This is a genomic window from Psychrobacter sp. N25K4-3-2, assembly GCF_015351755.1.
Lineage (GTDB): Bacteria > Pseudomonadota > Gammaproteobacteria > Pseudomonadales > Moraxellaceae > Psychrobacter > Psychrobacter glaciei.
This window is the reverse complement of the sequence record NZ_JADKLX010000003.1, coordinates 287,842-304,902: the sequence shown is the minus strand read 5'-3', so window position 1 is coordinate 304,902 and position 17,061 is coordinate 287,842. Positions and strand designations below refer to the sequence as shown.

Annotated in this window: 12 protein-coding genes; 8 read left to right on the top strand and 4 right to left on the bottom strand. The window is 43.7% G+C overall.

All coding sequences use genetic code 11. The annotated features are described in order from the left end of the window. Positions 1 to 61 precede the first annotated feature (61 nt). Positions 62 to 550, bottom strand: coding sequence for a Cys-tRNA(Pro) deacylase (gene ybaK, locus IOD06_RS09165; protein WP_194620645.1), 489 nt, complete (start codon positions 548 to 550; stop codon positions 62 to 64). A gap of 293 nt (positions 551 to 843) precedes the next feature. Here ybaK and plsB point away from each other — a divergent pair, with 293 nt between their 5' ends. Further along, entirely contained in the window at positions 844 to 3,621 is a 2,778-nt protein-coding gene (plsB, locus tag IOD06_RS09160; RefSeq protein WP_194620644.1) for a glycerol-3-phosphate 1-O-acyltransferase PlsB, read from the top strand. Positions 3,622 to 3,734: 113 nt separating this feature from the next. On the opposite strand, the gene ettA is transcribed toward plsB, so the two are convergent. Next, positions 3,735 to 5,396, bottom strand: a complete 1,662-nt coding sequence (ettA, locus tag IOD06_RS09155; RefSeq protein WP_189583397.1) for an energy-dependent translational throttle protein EttA — start codon at positions 5,394 to 5,396, stop codon at positions 3,735 to 3,737. Positions 5,397 to 5,911: 515 nt separating this feature from the next. On the opposite strand from ettA, the gene IOD06_RS09150 reads away from it, so the two are divergent. The 4 genes from IOD06_RS09150 (at position 5,912) to IOD06_RS09135 (ending at position 10,079) form a co-directional block, all read left to right on the top strand. Next, positions 5,912 to 7,216, top strand: a complete 1,305-nt coding sequence (locus tag IOD06_RS09150) for a flavin reductase family protein (protein WP_194620643.1) — start codon at positions 5,912 to 5,914, stop codon at positions 7,214 to 7,216. A 495-nt stretch (positions 7,217 to 7,711) separates the two neighbouring features. Continuing rightward, entirely contained in the window at positions 7,712 to 9,046 is a 1,335-nt protein-coding gene (locus IOD06_RS09145; protein WP_194620642.1) for an acyl-CoA desaturase, read from the top strand. A gap of 195 nt (positions 9,047 to 9,241) precedes the next feature. After that, positions 9,242 to 9,535, top strand: a complete 294-nt coding sequence (locus IOD06_RS09140) for a GNAT family N-acetyltransferase (protein WP_189583406.1) — start codon at positions 9,242 to 9,244, stop codon at positions 9,533 to 9,535. Positions 9,536 to 9,785: 250 nt separating this feature from the next. After that, positions 9,786 to 10,079, top strand: coding sequence for a 4a-hydroxytetrahydrobiopterin dehydratase (locus IOD06_RS09135; RefSeq protein ID WP_194620641.1), 294 nt, complete (start codon positions 9,786 to 9,788; stop codon positions 10,077 to 10,079). A 141-nt stretch (positions 10,080 to 10,220) separates the two neighbouring features. On the opposite strand, the gene IOD06_RS09130 is transcribed toward IOD06_RS09135, so the two are convergent. Further along, positions 10,221 to 10,376 (bottom strand): DUF1328 domain-containing protein, encoded by a 156-nt coding sequence (locus IOD06_RS09130; protein ID WP_010200882.1) that lies wholly within the window; start codon positions 10,374 to 10,376, stop codon positions 10,221 to 10,223. Positions 10,377 to 10,847: 471 nt separating this feature from the next. On the opposite strand from IOD06_RS09130, the gene IOD06_RS09125 reads away from it, so the two are divergent. The 3 genes from IOD06_RS09125 (at position 10,848) to IOD06_RS09115 (ending at position 14,339) form a co-directional block, all read left to right on the top strand. Next, positions 10,848 to 12,152, top strand: coding sequence for a trans-acting enoyl reductase family protein (locus tag IOD06_RS09125; RefSeq protein ID WP_194620640.1), 1,305 nt, complete (start codon positions 10,848 to 10,850; stop codon positions 12,150 to 12,152). 432 nt (positions 12,153 to 12,584) lie between these two features. Beyond that, a complete protein-coding gene (locus IOD06_RS09120) occupies positions 12,585 to 13,421 on the top strand; it encodes a hypothetical protein (RefSeq protein WP_194620639.1) in 837 nt (278 codons plus the stop codon). 435 nt (positions 13,422 to 13,856) lie between these two features. Beyond that, positions 13,857 to 14,339: a hypothetical protein gene (locus IOD06_RS09115; protein ID WP_194620638.1), complete on the top strand. Its 483-nt coding sequence runs from the start codon at positions 13,857 to 13,859 to the stop codon at positions 14,337 to 14,339. A gap of 145 nt (positions 14,340 to 14,484) precedes the next feature. Here the strand turns inward: IOD06_RS09115 and IOD06_RS09110 are convergent, their stop codons facing one another. After that, complete coding sequence (locus IOD06_RS09110; RefSeq protein ID WP_194620637.1) at positions 14,485 to 17,022, bottom strand: Tex family protein; 2,538 nt, start codon at positions 17,020 to 17,022, stop codon at positions 14,485 to 14,487. Between the last annotated feature and the right edge of the window lie 39 nt (positions 17,023 to 17,061).

The following is a 17,061-nucleotide window of genomic DNA, read 5'->3' as shown; positions in this document are numbered from 1 at the left end:
CTTAAAGAAGTGTGAATAATGAGTGAAAATTTAGTGTCCATATCAAGCCTGACTTTAACCGTTAGTCATCGGTAATATCAGCAAAACAGGCCTCAAGAGTGGCAGCCAATTGTGTCGGTGGTAATTCGATTTCTAACCCGCGGCGACCCCCGCTCACATAAATGGTTGGCTGCTGTTCAGCCGACATATCAATGACGGTCGTCAAGCGCTTCTTTTGTCCAAGGGGACTAACCCCGCCCAGTACATAACCTGTACTACGTTCGACTTGCTTAGGGTCTGCCATTTGTACTTTTTTGCAGGTCATCAATTTATGAGCCGATAAGGCTTTGGCCATTTTTTTAAAGCTCAGCATTTTGTCCACTGGCAAAATAGCCACTGCCAGTGAGCCATTGTCAGTGGATACCACCAAAGTCTTAAACACTTGAGCTACTGGAATGCCCAGTTTTTCGGCAGCCTCCAATCCATAAGAAGCGGCATTACTGTCGTGAGTATATTCGTGCAGCTGATAATCAAGGCCGCGCTGTTTAGCAAGTTTGATAGCAGGAGTCATAGGTATTTAACTTATGGTTATGTAATTGAAATAAGTGAGAGTAAAGATTAGGGCGTGTCCTCAATTCAACCGATAGCGATCTAAAGTTTGATATTTAGTAGTAGTTTACGCCACTATATCATTGCGCTAAAGCCTTTATGCCTCAAATAATTAAGCATCTCACCCGGTATTTAACTCACGAAATGGTCACCAAATCGTATTAATATTAGCAGTATATACAGACACAATATATCGCTTTGATGGCTTTTATGGCATCATGAGGGCAATACAATTTACTAATTTTGATATCCATTATGATACCCAGTTTCTTAAAGAATAAGTTCCTAAAAAAACGGATTTTTAAAGCGCCAGTCGCGACCGATAGCCAGTCAGCGACAGGCAGCGATGCAGCAACCGATGACGCTGCAATTGCGACCAAGCCTTACTCGAATGCCCCCATCAATCAGCTATATCGCAAGGTATCGGGTCAACTGCTCGATATCGCTGTTAAGCCGAAGCTATTGGGTGAATTGCCGGAGTTTGATACTGACGATCAGACGCTAAGGTTTTATGTGCTGCAAGATTATTCGCGCTCCAACAGTATTTTGATCGATTTGCAGACGCAAGAGCACAATCTGCCACCAGCATTGGTTGGGGTAAATGATGTCGCCCATAATATTAAAGAAAATGCGGCCATCATATTTTTGCACCATCCCCATGCCAAAGACAGTCAGCTATCGCCGCGCCTTTCTCGTTTGGTGTCTGCTGTTTTACAGTATCCAGAGCTAAAAGTGCGTTTGGTGCCAGTATCTATATTGTGGGGACGCGCACCTGAGAAAGAAGATTCCCTCTTTAAGCTTTTAACGGCTGATAACTGGGAAGATCCCAGCATTACCAAGCAGTTATTTAATATTGGGGTGATGGGACGCGATACCTTTGTCCAGTTCCATCCACCGCAAGACTTGCGTACCCTTATTAATGACAATCTTAAAGGACACGTAGAAGGTCCAGCTGTCTTTGATTCTGTTGCCACTGATTCAGTCAATTCTACTGCTGATGGCACCAATGAGGCGGATACCGTACCAAGTTATGCGTTGGTCGCGGCTGCCGATGGCAATCGTGAGATGGTGCGCATGCTGCAACAACAGCTCAAAATCTACCTAGACAAGCAGCGCGCCAGTATGCTCGGTCCTGATTTATCAGATCGACGCAACTTGGTCGATAAGCTGGTTTATTCACCAGCGATTAAGCATGCGATAGAAGCTGAGGCCGAAGCATCGGGGATCAATGTTCGTGACGCCCGCAGCCTCGCGAAGGGCTATGCCAATGAAATGGTAAATGATTACTCCTACCCGATTATTCGTGTCTTTGATCGATTTTTGACGTGGTTATGGACACAGCTTTACGACGGTGTAGAAGTCCATCATTTTGAGCGAGTGCGCGAGCTGGCAACAGATCACGAAATCATCTACGTGCCTTGTCATCGTAGTCATGTCGACTATCTGCTACTGTCTTACGTTATCTACAAGCGTGGTCTGAGCATCCCTTACGTTGCAGCAGGTGATAATTTAGATGTGCCTGTCTTAGGCCCACTATTACGTGGAGCGGTGGCGTTTTATATTCGTCGTAGCTTCCGTGGTAATGCGCTTTATACCGCTGTGTTGCGCGAATATATGCATACGCTTATTACTCGTAATACGCCAATCGAGTACTTCATCGAGGGCGGTCGCTCACGCTCAGGTCGTCTGCTACCACCAAAGATGGGCATGCTGGCGATGACTGTACACAGCCAGTTACGCCAAACCAATAAGCCAGTGGTATTCATTCCAACTTACATCGGCTATGAGCGGATTATGGAAGGCGGTACTTATGTGGGCGAACTAAAAGGCAAGCCAAAAGAGTCTGAATCTTTAATCGGCTTACTCAAAGTTGGTCGTAAAATTGAGCGCATCTTTGGCAATGTCCATCTAAGTTTTGGCAAACCGCTTCACCTTAGCGACTTTATGACAAAGTTCGATGTGGCAGCCAATAGCTTACCGACTGATCGCACTGATACCCCACTCGATGCCAAAACCAGCGCCATGGTCGACAACATCGGTGTAAAAATCATGCAGCATATCAATAAAGCTGCGGTGGTCAATCCCGTATCATTACTGTCATTAGTGCTCCTGTCTGCTCCCAAAGCAGCACTAGATGAAGATATTTGCCGTGAGCAAATCGCGCTCTATCAAGGTCTTGCTCAGCAGCTGGCTTATTCAGAGGATACGGTCATCACTGATATGAGCCCGCAACAGATTATCGATTATGGGGTCAAGCTCAAACTGATCGAACGTATTCCGCATATTTTAGGCGACATCATTCAGGTCGCAGACAAGCAAGCAGCACTGCTTAGCTACTTCCGCAATAACATTTTACATGTCTTTATTCTGCTATCATTCCTAGCCGCTTTAGTTGCGCGCAATGGACGTATCGAACGCAGTCGTTTGGATAATATTGCCGAGCAATTATATCCATTTTTACAAAGTGAGCTGTTTTTATATTATCCAGCGCATGGCTTAGCCGAAACGCTCAACAAAAAAGTAGATAATCTGCTCAGTCATGGACTGATCGTCGAGTTGGGTGATGGCGTACTTAGCGTCCCCGAGTCCAATAGCAAATGCTATCAGCAGCTACAAGTACTTGCGACGCCAGTCGAGCAAAGCCTTGAACGTTACTTTATGACGCTTGCCCTCCTTGCTCAACAAGGTTCTGGCAACTTGACTGAAAACGAAGTCGTTGATCTGTGCCACTTGCTCGGTCAGCGCTTGTCTGTGCTGTATGCGGATGACATTCCTGACTTCTTTGACCGCGCATTATTTACCAGCTTTATTAGCGCTTTGACCCGCCTTGACTATCTACAAAAGGACGATGAAACAGGCATACTGACCTTTGATCACCGTATTCATGACATTGCGCATCATGCCAAATACGTGCTAACGCCTGATATGATGCAAATCTTGCAGCAAGTCGCCAGCTTAGACGAAGAGGAAATTACCCATGCGATTACTGAGATTAGTAATAAGAAGCAGCGTAAATTTGGGCGCAAGCGCTAATCTCTAGCTGGAATTAATTTATAACCAGTTATCTTAAGTAAATGAAGCACAAAAAAAGACCTCTAACGATTAGAGGTCTTTTTTATTGGATTGCAATATACTAAACAGCCGTATTAGTTCGTAATCTTCTTATACTTCATACGCTTAGGAGTGGCAGCATCACCCATGGTCTTTTTACGATAGGTCTCAAACTCAGAGTAGTTACCATCGAACCAAACAGGGCCTTCTTCTTCAAACGCCAAGATATGGGTGGCGATACGGTCAAGGAACCAGCGATCATGCGACACGACCATGACGGTACCTGGGAATACTTGAATCGCATCCTCTAGCGCACGCAAGGTTTCGATATCCAAATCGTTTGATGGTTCATCGAGGAGTAATACGTTCGCACCCTGCTTTAGCGTCTTCGCCAGTTGCAAGCGGTTACGCTCACCACCAGATAACTGCCCGACATGCTTCTGCTGGTCTGAACCTTTAAAGTTAAAGCGACCGATATAAGCACGACTTGGCGTGGTATATTCACCAACAGTGATGATGTCGAGGCCGTCAGACACTTCTTCCCAAACGGTTTTGCTATCGTCTAAGTTGTCGCGTACCTGACCCACATAAGCGACTTTGACACTTTCACCCAAATCAACGGTTCCAGTATCTGGCGTATCACGTTCAGTAATCATGTTAAATAGCGTGGTTTTACCCGCACCATTTGGACCAATAATACCGACGATAGCACCTGCTGGGACGTTAAAACTTAGGTTTTCATAGAGCAAACGATCGCCAAATGATTTAGAGATGTCATTAATCTCAATAACCTTGTTACCCAAACGTGGACCAGGTGGAATGTAAATCTCAGCCGTCTCGTTGCGCTGTTGGAACTCTGTTGAGTTCAACTCTTCAAAGCGTTGTACACGAGATTTAGACTTGGCTTGTTGGCCTTTTTGGTTTTTACGAATCCACTCAAGCTCTTTTTTCAGCGCTTTAGCAAAGGACTCTTCTTGCTTATTCTGCTGCTCTAGACGCGTATTCTTTTGCTCTAGCCACTCAGTATAGTTGCCTTCATACGGATAGCCATGGCCACGGTCAAGCTCCAAAATCCACTGCGCGACATTATCCAAGAAATAGCGATCATGGGTAATGGCAACGATAGTACCGCTGTAGTTCTGCAAGAACTGCTCAAGCCATGCGACAGATTCGGCGTCCAAATGGTTGGTCGGTTCGTCAAGTAACAGCATATCAGGGCGTGATAATAGCAAACGACACAGCGCCACACGGCGTTTTTCACCACCTGACAGTCTACTAACATCTGCATCCCATGGCGGCAGACGTAAGGCATCAGCGGCTTTTTCTAACTGAGTGCTTAAGTTATGGGCATCCCATGTTTGGATGATATCTTCCATTTTGCCTTGCTCTTCAGCAAGTTTATCGAAATCTGCATCAGGCTCAGCGTATTCAGCATAGATAGCATCTAAACGAGCGAGCGCATCCAACGCTTCGCGCATGCCGTCTTCGACGTTACCACGTACGTCTTTGCTGTCGTCAAGCTGTGGTTCCTGCGGCAAATAGCCGATTTTGGTGCCCGTTTGCGCGCGTGCTTCGCCACTAAATTCTGTATCCACGCCTGCCATGATGCGTAGCAAGGTTGATTTACCTGAGCCGTTGATACCGAGTACACCGATTTTGGCACCCGGAAAAAACGATAGGTTGATATTTTTTAGGATTTCACGCTTAGGTGGAACAAGTTTTGACACGTTGTTCATCGTGTAAATATATTGAGCCATTAACACTCCGATAGACTGCATAGAAGAGGCAAGCAAATCATACTTGGCAATGATGCCAAGTGTGCCGCACCTCAAAATCAGGGTTACAAATTATAAGCCATTATCGCATTGTGGCGCATACCCTGCAAGCTAGTAGATGGCTTTAGCACTCTTTGGCATTGATTTCGTATTTTTGCACCTATAAGCGCAAGTTTTTACGCCTATCAGCATAAGATTATTTGCTTAAATGCAGCCTATAATAATCAGTATAAGCCCTAATTTGAACAATAATCATATCACCCTGATACGCTTCTGTTTTATAAACCTCACAAAAAGTTGCAGCAAATTTTTCGCAAAATTAATGAATAGCCGTTAAGATATTAGATATTCTTAATAAAATATTTTGATAATTGTAGAGTTTTTTTGTCTGTTCTAATATGTATAAACGCTGATAAAAATAACGGCAAAAGCACTTAGGTGAGCAGTCAAACGCACGACTTTACAATGATTGAAAAGCATATGATAAAAGGTATTCTATGACGACCGGCTACCGCCCTGAGATTATCCAACGCGCGTTCGTTGATTTTATTGGGTCGCGCCTACATCCGTTTTGGTCATTGACCACACCCAAACTTCGCTTTGTGGCACGGCAGGTGCTCAACGAAGAATTGATTGCGTTGCAATTTGAAGTCAATCAGGCATTCAAACGACAGGCATTTTCGGTAAATGATAGCTGGCAAGGTGGTCAATATATTCATTTGACCGTACCTATCGATGGTATCAATCATCAGCGCAGTTACTCGCTGGTTGGGCTGTTTCCGCAGCCAAAAAATTTACATGATGCTATTTTCACTAAAAACCTTGTAGACAATAGTGTTGCTAATAACGCTGACCATAATACTGAGGATCGCGCTAGCAACACTCTACATGCTACCGTCACTATTGCTATCAAATCGCAAGGGCTGGTTTCGGACTATCTGACTAAACAGGCGCCACTTGGTACGGTCTTTAATAGTAGCGTTCCGAGCGGTGACTTTACCTTAGCGGATACATCAGAAAAATTAGCTAAGCAAAAAAGTGGACTGCCACACTCTGAGCAGTCGCCCCTCTTATTCGTCGCTGGTGGTAGCGGTATTACCCCAATGTTAGGGTTGATTACTCAAGCATTGACACAACGACGTCACGTTACTTTGTTATATTATTATCGTTCGACATTGGCAAGAGCGCCTTTTCAAGCGTACTGGCAACGACTAGCCACTACCTCTCCCAACTTTGCTTATTATATGGTTAATACCACTGATTCAAATAACCACAGTAGCCAGCTAGCAGGCACGCGACATTTAGACGCTGATACTTTATCACTGCTACCATTATCATTAGCAGAGTCGACGATATTCGCTTGCGGCTCATCCTCATTGTTAGCAGGGCTTTACCGCGCCCTTGACACACTAAGCCCGCCAACAGATGAGGAGAGCTTAACTAACAAGCACTCACTACGAGACAACGTGATTATCGAACATTTTGGCACGGCATTGACCGATGCTGATATGAACGTTGGCACAGGTGAGTCAAGCGAAACGGCAGATATAGCAGCGCAAACGGTATATTTACGCGGGCGACAGCAGCAGTTTAGTAGTCGCACCACGTTGCTTTTAGGGGCTGAGCAAGCAGGCATACGGCTGAGCTATGGCTGTAGACAAGGAATATGCCAGCTGTGTCGCTGCCAAAAAATAAGCGGTGTCGTCAAAAATATCCAAACGGGCAAAGTGAGCAGCAATGGTTATGAATCCATTCAGACCTGTATCAATATACCAATGACAGAAGTTATTTTAGATGTATAAAGCATGTTGCTTCTATTGAGCGGCCATTTTTAATAGAGACTCATAGATATTTTTTATAGATAGACTTACAGTGTTGGTACCGCCTTATTAACGGTTTTAAAGCGTTTAAAATACCTTGTGAACTCAAAATAAAGCCCCGCTCACTCATTAATTATTCTTATCATTATTACTGTTTGATTAAGACCTGCCCTAGGGCGTGTCATCATTTAGATTGTGAGGCTTAAAATGAGAAAAATTGCAGCCAAACAAGGAAGAAATTGCCGTAAATATGACAAGATTGCTGACGATGTTTGGCAAAATTTAGCCATTTTAAGACCACTAAATGTATCCATGTGCTAATTGATGACATGCCCTAGGTAAACTAACTAAAATACAGCAACTTGTACCAGATTTCGATAGATTAACGCTTTAGCATATTATATGCTAAAACTCACTAGAATCATTGGACCGACGCTGTCGTCTGACACCCTAAGCAGTCTCGGTTAAGGACTATCTATGCGCTTATTACCCTCTATGTTCACCGCACAGTCTGCCGTGCCTACATTTTCTGGATTAACGACTGTACCGCCAAAGCAAGGTTTATATCCAACCTTGAGCGGCTCGCAATTGTCAAAAGCGCTTACAGAAGCATTGGCTGCTGAGCTAAACACGCTATATCAGAGCGTGATGGACTCACTGGGTGCTGAGGATGCTCGCTACATTCAGCGCGTTTATACCACCGTCGTCTATAGTGAAGTGCTGGCGCGTGGTCTGCTGGCTGTCGCAGGTCGACTGTCATCACGACGACGTATAGTGGCGACTTGGTTATTGGGTACTTCCCTATTAAGTTTTAGCAAAATCTTAAACAATATGGAGCTTGGTCATAATGTCATGCACGGGCAATATGACTGGATGCAGCATCCGCATCTGAATAGTAAGCAGTTTGATTGGGACATCGTTTGTCCTGCCCCACTATGGCAGCATTCGCACAATTATCTGCACCACACCTATACCAATATCGTTGGTCGCGATCACGACGTTGGTTATCATTTGATTCGAGTGACTGACGAGCAGCCTTGGGTGCCAGAAGATCGCTACAACCTGCTTAGTACCGCAGGACTGGCACTTGGATTTGAGTGGGCAGTTGCTTTTCATGATATTCAAATCAGCACCGATGAGTATGCGGACTCATCTGATCTGCATAACATCATGCAGCAAAAATCTCGCGCTTTATTTGCCAAAATCGGTCGGCAAGTGGGCAAAGACTATATGGCCCTGCCAGCCTTAGCAGCAGTAACGTTGGGGCGCCGTAGCGGCATAAGTACATTGAGCGGCAATCTCACTGCCAATATCGCTCGCAATATCTGGACTTGGGCAGTGATATTCTGTGGTCACTTTACCGAACAGGCGCATATCTACACCCATCTCGATGCTAACGAAAGCAAAGGTGACTGGTATGTCCGTCAAATCCTTGGCTCTAGTAATATTCAAGGTAGCAAATGGTTTCACCTTTTAACGGGTAATTTGTCACATCAGATCGAGCACCATATCTTCCCTGATATGCCCGCTCGCCATTACGCGCGTATCGCGCCACAAGTACAGGCAATCTGCCAAAAGTATGGCTTGTCTTATAACACTGGTCGGTTTGGTCGCCAATTCAAACAAGTAATAGGTCGTATCAAGCATTTTAGCAAACCAAGTGCAGAAGAATGGCAGGCACATTTGCAAGCGCAATCTAATCTACCAGCGCATGCAAATAATGTTGTCGAACCAAAAGATGAACCGCTCATGCGCGGCTTAAGCAAATATCTACCGCCTGTGGTGCAAAACGCCTTATTTTATGCCAAGTAGAGGTTATAAGAATGAACGGTAACATTTCGCCTATCTGTATTTACCATAAGCATTCGTAAGTATCTATTATATCTATGAGCAATGACTCATAATAAAGACTAGCAATGAATCATATAAAGAAATAACTAATTATAAAAACAAGTCATTTCATACAAACATTAATGATGCGAAAACTTATAAAAAATGGAGTGCTATATGAACGATAATATTGACAAAAAACACTTAGATATTGTCCATGATGAACAAGCCAAACGTTTTGAGACCTCAATCAATGGTCACACTGGCTATATCAGCTATCAAGAACGCGACGGAAAACTCGTCTATGACCATACTATCGTACCGCAAGAATTGGGTGGGCGCGGTGTCGGTTCAGGTCTAGTCAAACATGCGCTAGACTATGCGCGCGAACAGGATAAAAAAGTCGTGCCACAGTGCTCGTTTGTCGCCTCTTACATCAGCAAACACCCTGAGTATCAAGATTTGGTATAGTCGAATACCATCCTTTAGCTCTATTAAAATCCAACAATTGATGCCACACTACCCTCCTATTTGTTTGCTATCTACAATCATATATTTATCGTTAAATATGTGATTGTAGATAGCAAACGTAGGTGGGTTTTTTGCCCTATTTTAATCATAAAACCCATGTAGCATTTACTAAAATGGAGAAGTCTACCAATAACCAAAAGCTAGCGAATACTCGACCAGTAAATCCAACATAATAATAAAGGAGACCGCTATGAGTAGTTTATCTGACAAACAAATTGATCTACAGCTAGAAGACTTGGCTGGCTGGCAGCGCGATGGCAACGGTATTACCAAGAGCTATAAATTTAACGACTTTATCGAAGCCATAAGCTTTATGAACCAAGTTGCATTTCATGCCGAAGCACTCGAACATCATCCTGAATGGCACAATACTTATAACGTCGTAGATGTGCGTCTAACGACCCATGATACGGGTGGTATTACCAGTCTTGATATTCGTTTGGCCAAACGCATGGAACATATTATTCAGCCCAAACATTTATAATTATTTAACCCGCCTCTTTTATATATAGAGACGTATTTAATACCTCAAGCAATACCTTTAGTAAAAAATCCCCATAAAAAAAGTCCTCAATCGAGGACTTTTTCTTATTACTGAGTAACGTTTATTTTATTCAACTTATCATTACATTTTACGACTAACAAACGCGACGATGAACAAGATCACAGCCAATGCTAGCAAAATGTATGCGAAGTTTGCAGACAGTCCAGCGACACCGCCAAACCCTAGGAAACTTGCGATAAGTGCGATTACGGCAAAAATAATAGCCCAGCGAAACATAGATTTCTCCTCAATAATTATCAAAAATTAGATGCTAAGACACATATAACAGACCTTATAAACGACCGTTACTAATATTTGCCTTACCTCATCCAATATCCATTTTAAGTTGTTGTTTTTTTTAATACTGTCTATAACTGCTTACAAACATAGATTAGCAATATTTCGCACCGATAAACGTTCATTTTGGTAATAATATCGGTAGGTTATGTAACCTTTGTAGCAAATCTTAATATGCTGATATTTTTTCTTGGCTTTTCGAGATTTATATGTAGAGATAGCAAAACACCCCTTAATCCCTAGCATTTCCCTCTTATAGTCTGCTATAAACCATCACAGTTCACACTAACGGGTTTCTACTTACGGCCAACATGTCTTAGAATAGAGTCAATGGCATATAAAAAATGATTTTTTATTTCTACCATTCAGTATGAGATTACATATAAAAAACACTTATTAAGGATAATAAATATGGCTACAAATACGGATACTTCAAAGACTATCAATGCAGCAGATGATAATAAGCCGACCGGTAGCGAACAGCGTCCTTACACCATCGTCTTATATGGTGCGACAAGTTTCGTTGGGCAAATTACCGCCCATTATTTAACAAGCTTTTTGTCTGATGCCAAAAATAAAAATGGCGATAGCGTCACGTGGGCGATAGCGGGTCGTGACGAGGACAAGCTTAACGAATTACAGTCCAAGCTTGAGAACAAAGTAGACATCATTATAGCCAACAGTAAGGACGCTGCCAGTCTTGATAAGATGACCAAACAAACACAAGTCATCATCTCAACCGTCGGCCCTTACCTAAAATATGGTGAGCCGTTGATCAAGTCTTGCGCCGAAAATGGTACAGACTATGTCGATCTCACCGGTGAAGCTATTTTTATCAAAGACATGATGGACAAATACCAAGAGACCGCCAAAGAGAGTGGTGCTCGTATCGTCAACTCCTGTGGTTTTGATTCTATCCCGTCAGATTTGGGTGTTTATTTTACCCAGCAGCAAGCAGAATCTCAGTTCGATAGCACTTGTGATGTGATTCACATGCGCGTAAAAGCGGCAAAAGGGGGTTTATCTGGTGGTACGATTGCCTCGATGGCGACCATCTTTGAAGAAGTGGGACAAGATAAATCACGTCGTAAGCAAGTGGCAAACCCTTATCTGCTTAATGATGATAAAGACATGCCTAGCGTGCGCCAAGCCAATATCAGCAAGCCAGAATATGACAGTGAGCACAAACGCTGGTTGGCTCCTTTTGTGATGGCAAGCATCAATACCCGTATCGTGCATCGCAGTAACCAACTACTCGGCTATGAATATGGACGTGATTTTAAATATGACGAAGCCATGTGGATGACAGATGGCATAAAAGGTAAGCTGTCGAGCTATGCACTGAGCGCTGGGCTGTTAGGATTTGCCACCGCGATGATGATTAAGCCAAGCCGCGAGCTACTGTCCAAGCACGTCTTACCGAAAGCTGGCTCTGGCCCGTCGAAGTCTGATCAAGATAATGGTTACTACGATATTCGTCTCTTTGGCCAAACTGCCAATAAAGACACCATCAATACCAAAGTAACGGGCGACAAAGATCCTGGCTATGGCAGTACATCACGCATGCTGGCACAAGCGGCCTTGTGTTTAGCGCAAGATATTAGCAAAGACGATGTCTGTGGTGGGTTTTGGACGCCAGCATCTGCAATGGGCAACAAACTGCTAACGCGCCTAGAAACGCATGCAGGTCTTAGCTTCGAAATAGTCGAGGGTTAGACTTTTATAGATTATAGAGTGATAAAGTCTTAAGTTTTACTAACCGTATCTTGGTAACAGGGTACGGTTTTTTAATAGGTAAAATTTCCCATGATTTTTTAGCAGATGTTAATAAATAATAATAACGTACATTTTTGGTGAACAATGTTGCCAGTTTTACCTTTTTTTATACATTATGCTACACATTCTTAGCCTGATGTCACAGCCATCTATTAGCAACTGACGTAGCATTAAAAACGTTAAAGTAAAGAAACATTAAGGCAGAAACGTTGAATTAGAAACTATGACGTTATTTATTAAGTAAGTGATTTTATTAAGTAAGGAATTACTTCACTAATGACTTTCACTAATGACTCAGTATAAAAATAAGCCCTATAAGCAAGCCACCATTTTGACTACAACACATTTATTTATAATTAAAAGGAAGTAACTATGAAATTAAATATATTAACCGCCGCTGTCATCACCTCAGGTCTGGCAATGATTGGCAGTAATGCAAATGCTGGGATGACGACCGATACTCACGGCAACGTAGGTTACGACAGTTACGACGAGTGCGTCACTGCTGTCAAAGATGGCTCAGCCAAATTTTATACCCCTTATACGTATCAAAATCCCAAACGCCAAGCTGGTGAAACCTCTGTCAAAAAGATGCGCTTATCTGATGTTATGATTCCACAGAATGTCGTTGACAGTAATAACTTGAATACTAGCGACTATGCAGCAGGCGCTTGTGATTTAGGCGTTGGACAATCGAATGGTCGCTACGGGGTATCGGGTGCATTGGTCGGAAAATACGTTCCCATCGCTGCTGATATGCCAGTCAACGTTTATATGGACAAAAACGGCAATCCTGTCCGTCTAAGTATGCAACAGTGTGACAATCATTTTAGCACCAAATTCCCGACACCGATTATGGCTGAAGTCACTGAAGCTGACGCGCCAGAAGCACAAATTGCGATTACTGAAGAGCGCAGTGTAGAGCCAGTCATTATCGAAACCACTCGTGTTATTCGACCTGCTAAGTATCGGGTAAAAGAAGTGATCGTCGCTCCCGTGGATCAGATCAAACGTGTCAACACGGCTAACGGTACTGCCATTGCTGTAGAAGACGCTGGACGTACCGTCGTCGTTGGCGAAGCAGCAGATGCCGAGGTAATCGACAGTACAGAAATTAGCCAGACTTTCCCAGTTATCCGTGTCCCTGATAATGACTTACAGCAGCGCGTTATCGACCCTACGACTGGTAGATATGTCATCGTCGAATAGTTTTTTCTACAGGACAAAGGCTTGACTCTCAGTAGGTCATGCGCTTATTTAGTAACCGACATACCTAAAGATAAGGTGGCGGCACTCCTATTCTTACCTGACAATAAGAATACAATAGTTGCACAAAGTCACCTGCGAGCGCTTGTCTGTTAGATTTTTAATCTATGTACTACTGAAATAATAATGGCTTAGTTGGTATTCTCTTGCTTAGAGTTTTATTAGATGATTTTATAAAGCTTTTCGTTCGAATTGGTCATGATAATCGCTATACGGTTGTCATGATTTTATTTTATCTACACGTTAAATGTTAGATATACTAAATATATATATTCAAAATACTAAATTAATTTATGATAAATGAAAGCATGTAAATAAGCGTCAAGTTTGAAATACTTTAAGCTGACACTATAAGAATGCAAACTGAGGAATCAACTGATGAAAAACCGTACCCTACCTTTATCGTTACTTATTGGTGCCGCACTTACTATCCCAAGCTTGGCCATGGCAGCACCTGCTGAGACTGCACAAGCAGATATGCAAAATGCTACTACCGCTACCACACTCGAGACTGAAGCTGTAAATGCTGACAATCAATCAGTACCAAATCAATCTAATTCGATTCAGATCAGCGAAACTCAGCGCATCTCAAGAGCAAGCGTGAATAGCAACGCTAATCAACAGCAAATGGCTCCTAAGCTTCAAGCACAACAACAAGATCAAGATATGCAAGTACAGCAACAAGCTATGCAGCAAGCACAGCAACAAGCTATGCAAGCACAACAACAGGCTATGCAAGCCAAACAACAAGCCATGCAGCAAGCCGAACAACAAGCCATGCAAGATCCAGAAGAAGCAATGCAACAAGAAGACATGCTAGATGAAGAGGATTTATTAGAGTCAGAACAAGACGACCAATAAGCTGAGTTATTAGCCACGCTAAAGCACTTCTAGTAATATATGTTTCAAATATATTCCCAATAAAAAAGGCAGCCTAATGGCTGCCTTTTTTATTGATTATTGCTGTTAATTATTTAGAAATGACTTAAGAAATCCATAAAGCCACTTATTTTTTAGTTTTAGTCACGCCAGCTTCTTGCAGCAATGCACCCAACGTACCCATTTTGCTCGGCATTTCTGTTTTATCAGCTCTTGGCGCTTTGCTACGATTGTTGCTCGCGTTGTCTTTATCCTGACGCTTACCACGTGGCTTAGACGGACGTTTATCAGCAGCTGGGCGACTGCTAGTTGGACGGTCACTACGCGAGCGATTACCCTTTTCATCAGAACCAGCATCTCTCGCAGTAGGTTTTGCTGCTGGGCGTGCAGGTTTCTCAGATTCAGGCTTCATGCTAAACCCGATACGACCACGTTTTTCATCAATAGAGATAACACGAACTGACACGATATCACCCGGCTTGACGCGGTTCATTGGATCGGCAACGAAATCATTGGCCATCTGTGAGATATGCACTAAGCCATCTTGATGGACACCAACGTCAATAAAGCAACCAAAAGCCGTCACATTGGTAACCACGCCTTCTAACGTCATCCCTTCGCTCAGATCTTTAATGCTATTGACATCATCACGGAAATTAGCCGTTTTGAACTCAGGACGTGGATCACGTGCTGGTTTGGCAAGCTCTTCGATGATGGCTTTTACACTGATATTGTCATCATTTGCAGCGAGCGCAGTAGTGTCGATCGTGTTTAGTACACCATCATTCCCCAATACTTCCGGCAATGCTTTACCGGTTTGCGCAAGTAAGCTATCAACCAGCGCATAGCTTTCTGGATGTACGCCAGTCGCATCAAGTGGATTGCTACCGTCGTGTATGCGTAAGAAGCCTGCTGCCTGCTCAAAGGTTTTAGCACCTAAGCGCGGAACGTTTTTGAGCGCCTCACGGCTATCAAATGCGCCGTGCTCTTTACGATAGGTGACGATTTGCTGGGCGACGTTTTTATTCAAACCAGCAATGTGTGCCAAGATAGCTGGGCTTGCCGTATTCACATCAACCCCAACCGCGTTCACGCTATCTTGGGTAACTTTATCCAAGCTATCAGCTAGCTGGTTTTGGTTGACATCATGCTGATATTGACCAACGCCAATCGCTTTTGGATCTACTTTGACCAGCTCTGATAATGGATCTTGCAAGCGACGTGCGATAGAAACCGCACCGCGTACAGAGACATCTAAATTGGCAAGCTCATCACTGGCAAGCTCACTCGCCGAATAAACAGAGGCGCCAGATTCATTGACGATGACGGCTTTGGCTTTTAGCTCAGAATTGGCAGCCAAAATCTCTTTAATCATCGCATCTGTTTCGCGACTCGCTGTACCGTTACCGATAGCGACCAAATCAACGTTGTAAGTGCTTAACAGCTCATCGATGACTTTTTTAGCTGCATCCATCTTATTATCAGGGGCAAACGGATACACGGTAGCGACAACTGGCTTGTCTTCGTTATCCAACATGACATGACCTTGGGCATCAACGATGGACATTTTTACGCCATGACGAATACCAGGATCAACGCCTAAGATAACCTTACGACCAGCAGGTGCTGACATCAATAGGTGCTGTAAATTATTGGCAAAAACATCAATCGCATCTGCTTCAGCGGTCAAACGTTTTTCAGTCAATAAACGATGTTCAATATGCGGACGCCATTTTTCTTTCCACAAGCTACTCGCCGCTTCTGCTAAAAACTCACGACGGGCAGCAGGTGCCTTGGCATCGATATCAAAATGAGCAATAATCTTTTCGATAAAAGGGATATCTTCGCCTTCAATTTTGAGACCCAAGACGTTTTCTTGGCGACCACGTAGCATCGCTAATAGGCGATGATTCGGTAGACGAGCAAGGCTTTCACTGTGCTCAAAATAGTCTTTAAATTTTTCACCGACTTCTCGCTTATCATCACTGGCAACTGCCGAGACGATACTGGCCGTTTTGGCAAAACCACTGCGCAAGTTATCCAGCAGATCTAACGCCTGCGTCCATTCATCAACGATGATGGCTTGTACGCCAGCCAACTGCTTGTCGATATCGCTAAAGTCGACCTCAATCTCATTACCGCTATCGTCAGAGATACTAGATGGCGCTTGATAGTCAGCCAATGCCTCTGTTGGGGTAATCTCTTGTGTTAAGACTGCTTGAGCAGCCACATCGAGACCGGCAGCGCGTGCTTTGGCCGCTGGTGAACGGCGACGCGGACGATAAGGCAAGTAGATGTCTTCAAGCTCAAGTTTAGACGTCGCATTATCAATACGCGTCTGTAGCTCGTCGGTCAAATTGCCTTGCGTACTAAGCAGCTCAGTAATTTTAAGGCGACGCGTTGCCATGTCGCGCTCATAATTGAGCGACTTCTCTAAAGCACGCAGCTGCGCATCGTCAAGATTCTGCGTTTTTTCTTTACGGTAACGCGCGATAAACGGAACGGTCGCGCCTTCATCATAAAGTTTGACAAACGCATTGACTTGAGCAGTCTTAATGCCAAGCGCGCGAGCAAGCTTGTCGTGAATATTCGCGTGTGTGGTTGCATCCAAAACCTGTGCATTTGTCGAGGTTTGAGATGGCGTTAAGGTATCAGTGCTACTCATAGACGTATCAATCGTTGATAAATGGTGTTTGGCATTATA

Excerpts from the sequence above, each read along its gene's own strand:
- IOD06_RS09120 (WP_194620639.1), top strand. The coding sequence starts at position 12,585 with ATGAAATTAAATATATTAACCGCCGCTGTCATCACCTCAGGTCTGGCA.
- plsB (WP_194620644.1), top strand. The coding sequence starts at position 844 with ATGATACCCAGTTTCTTAAAGAATAAGTTCCTAAAAAAACGGATTTTT.
- IOD06_RS09140 (WP_189583406.1), top strand. The coding sequence starts at position 9,242 with ATGAACGATAATATTGACAAAAAACACTTAGATATTGTCCATGATGAA.
- ybaK (WP_194620645.1), bottom strand. The coding sequence starts at position 550 with ATGACTCCTGCTATCAAACTTGCTAAACAGCGCGGCCTTGATTATCAG.
- IOD06_RS09110 (WP_194620637.1), bottom strand. The coding sequence starts at position 17,022 with ATGAGTAGCACTGATACCTTAACGCCATCTCAAACCTCGACAAATGCA.
- IOD06_RS09130 (WP_010200882.1), bottom strand. The coding sequence starts at position 10,376 with ATGTTTCGCTGGGCTATTATTTTTGCCGTAATCGCACTTATCGCAAGT.
- IOD06_RS09150 (WP_194620643.1), top strand. The coding sequence starts at position 5,912 with ATGACGACCGGCTACCGCCCTGAGATTATCCAACGCGCGTTCGTTGAT.
- IOD06_RS09125 (WP_194620640.1), top strand. The coding sequence starts at position 10,848 with ATGGCTACAAATACGGATACTTCAAAGACTATCAATGCAGCAGATGAT.
- IOD06_RS09145 (WP_194620642.1), top strand. The coding sequence starts at position 7,712 with ATGCGCTTATTACCCTCTATGTTCACCGCACAGTCTGCCGTGCCTACA.
- IOD06_RS09115 (WP_194620638.1), top strand. The coding sequence starts at position 13,857 with ATGAAAAACCGTACCCTACCTTTATCGTTACTTATTGGTGCCGCACTT.
- ettA (WP_189583397.1), bottom strand. The coding sequence starts at position 5,396 with ATGGCTCAATATATTTACACGATGAACAACGTGTCAAAACTTGTTCCA.
- IOD06_RS09135 (WP_194620641.1), top strand. The coding sequence starts at position 9,786 with ATGAGTAGTTTATCTGACAAACAAATTGATCTACAGCTAGAAGACTTG.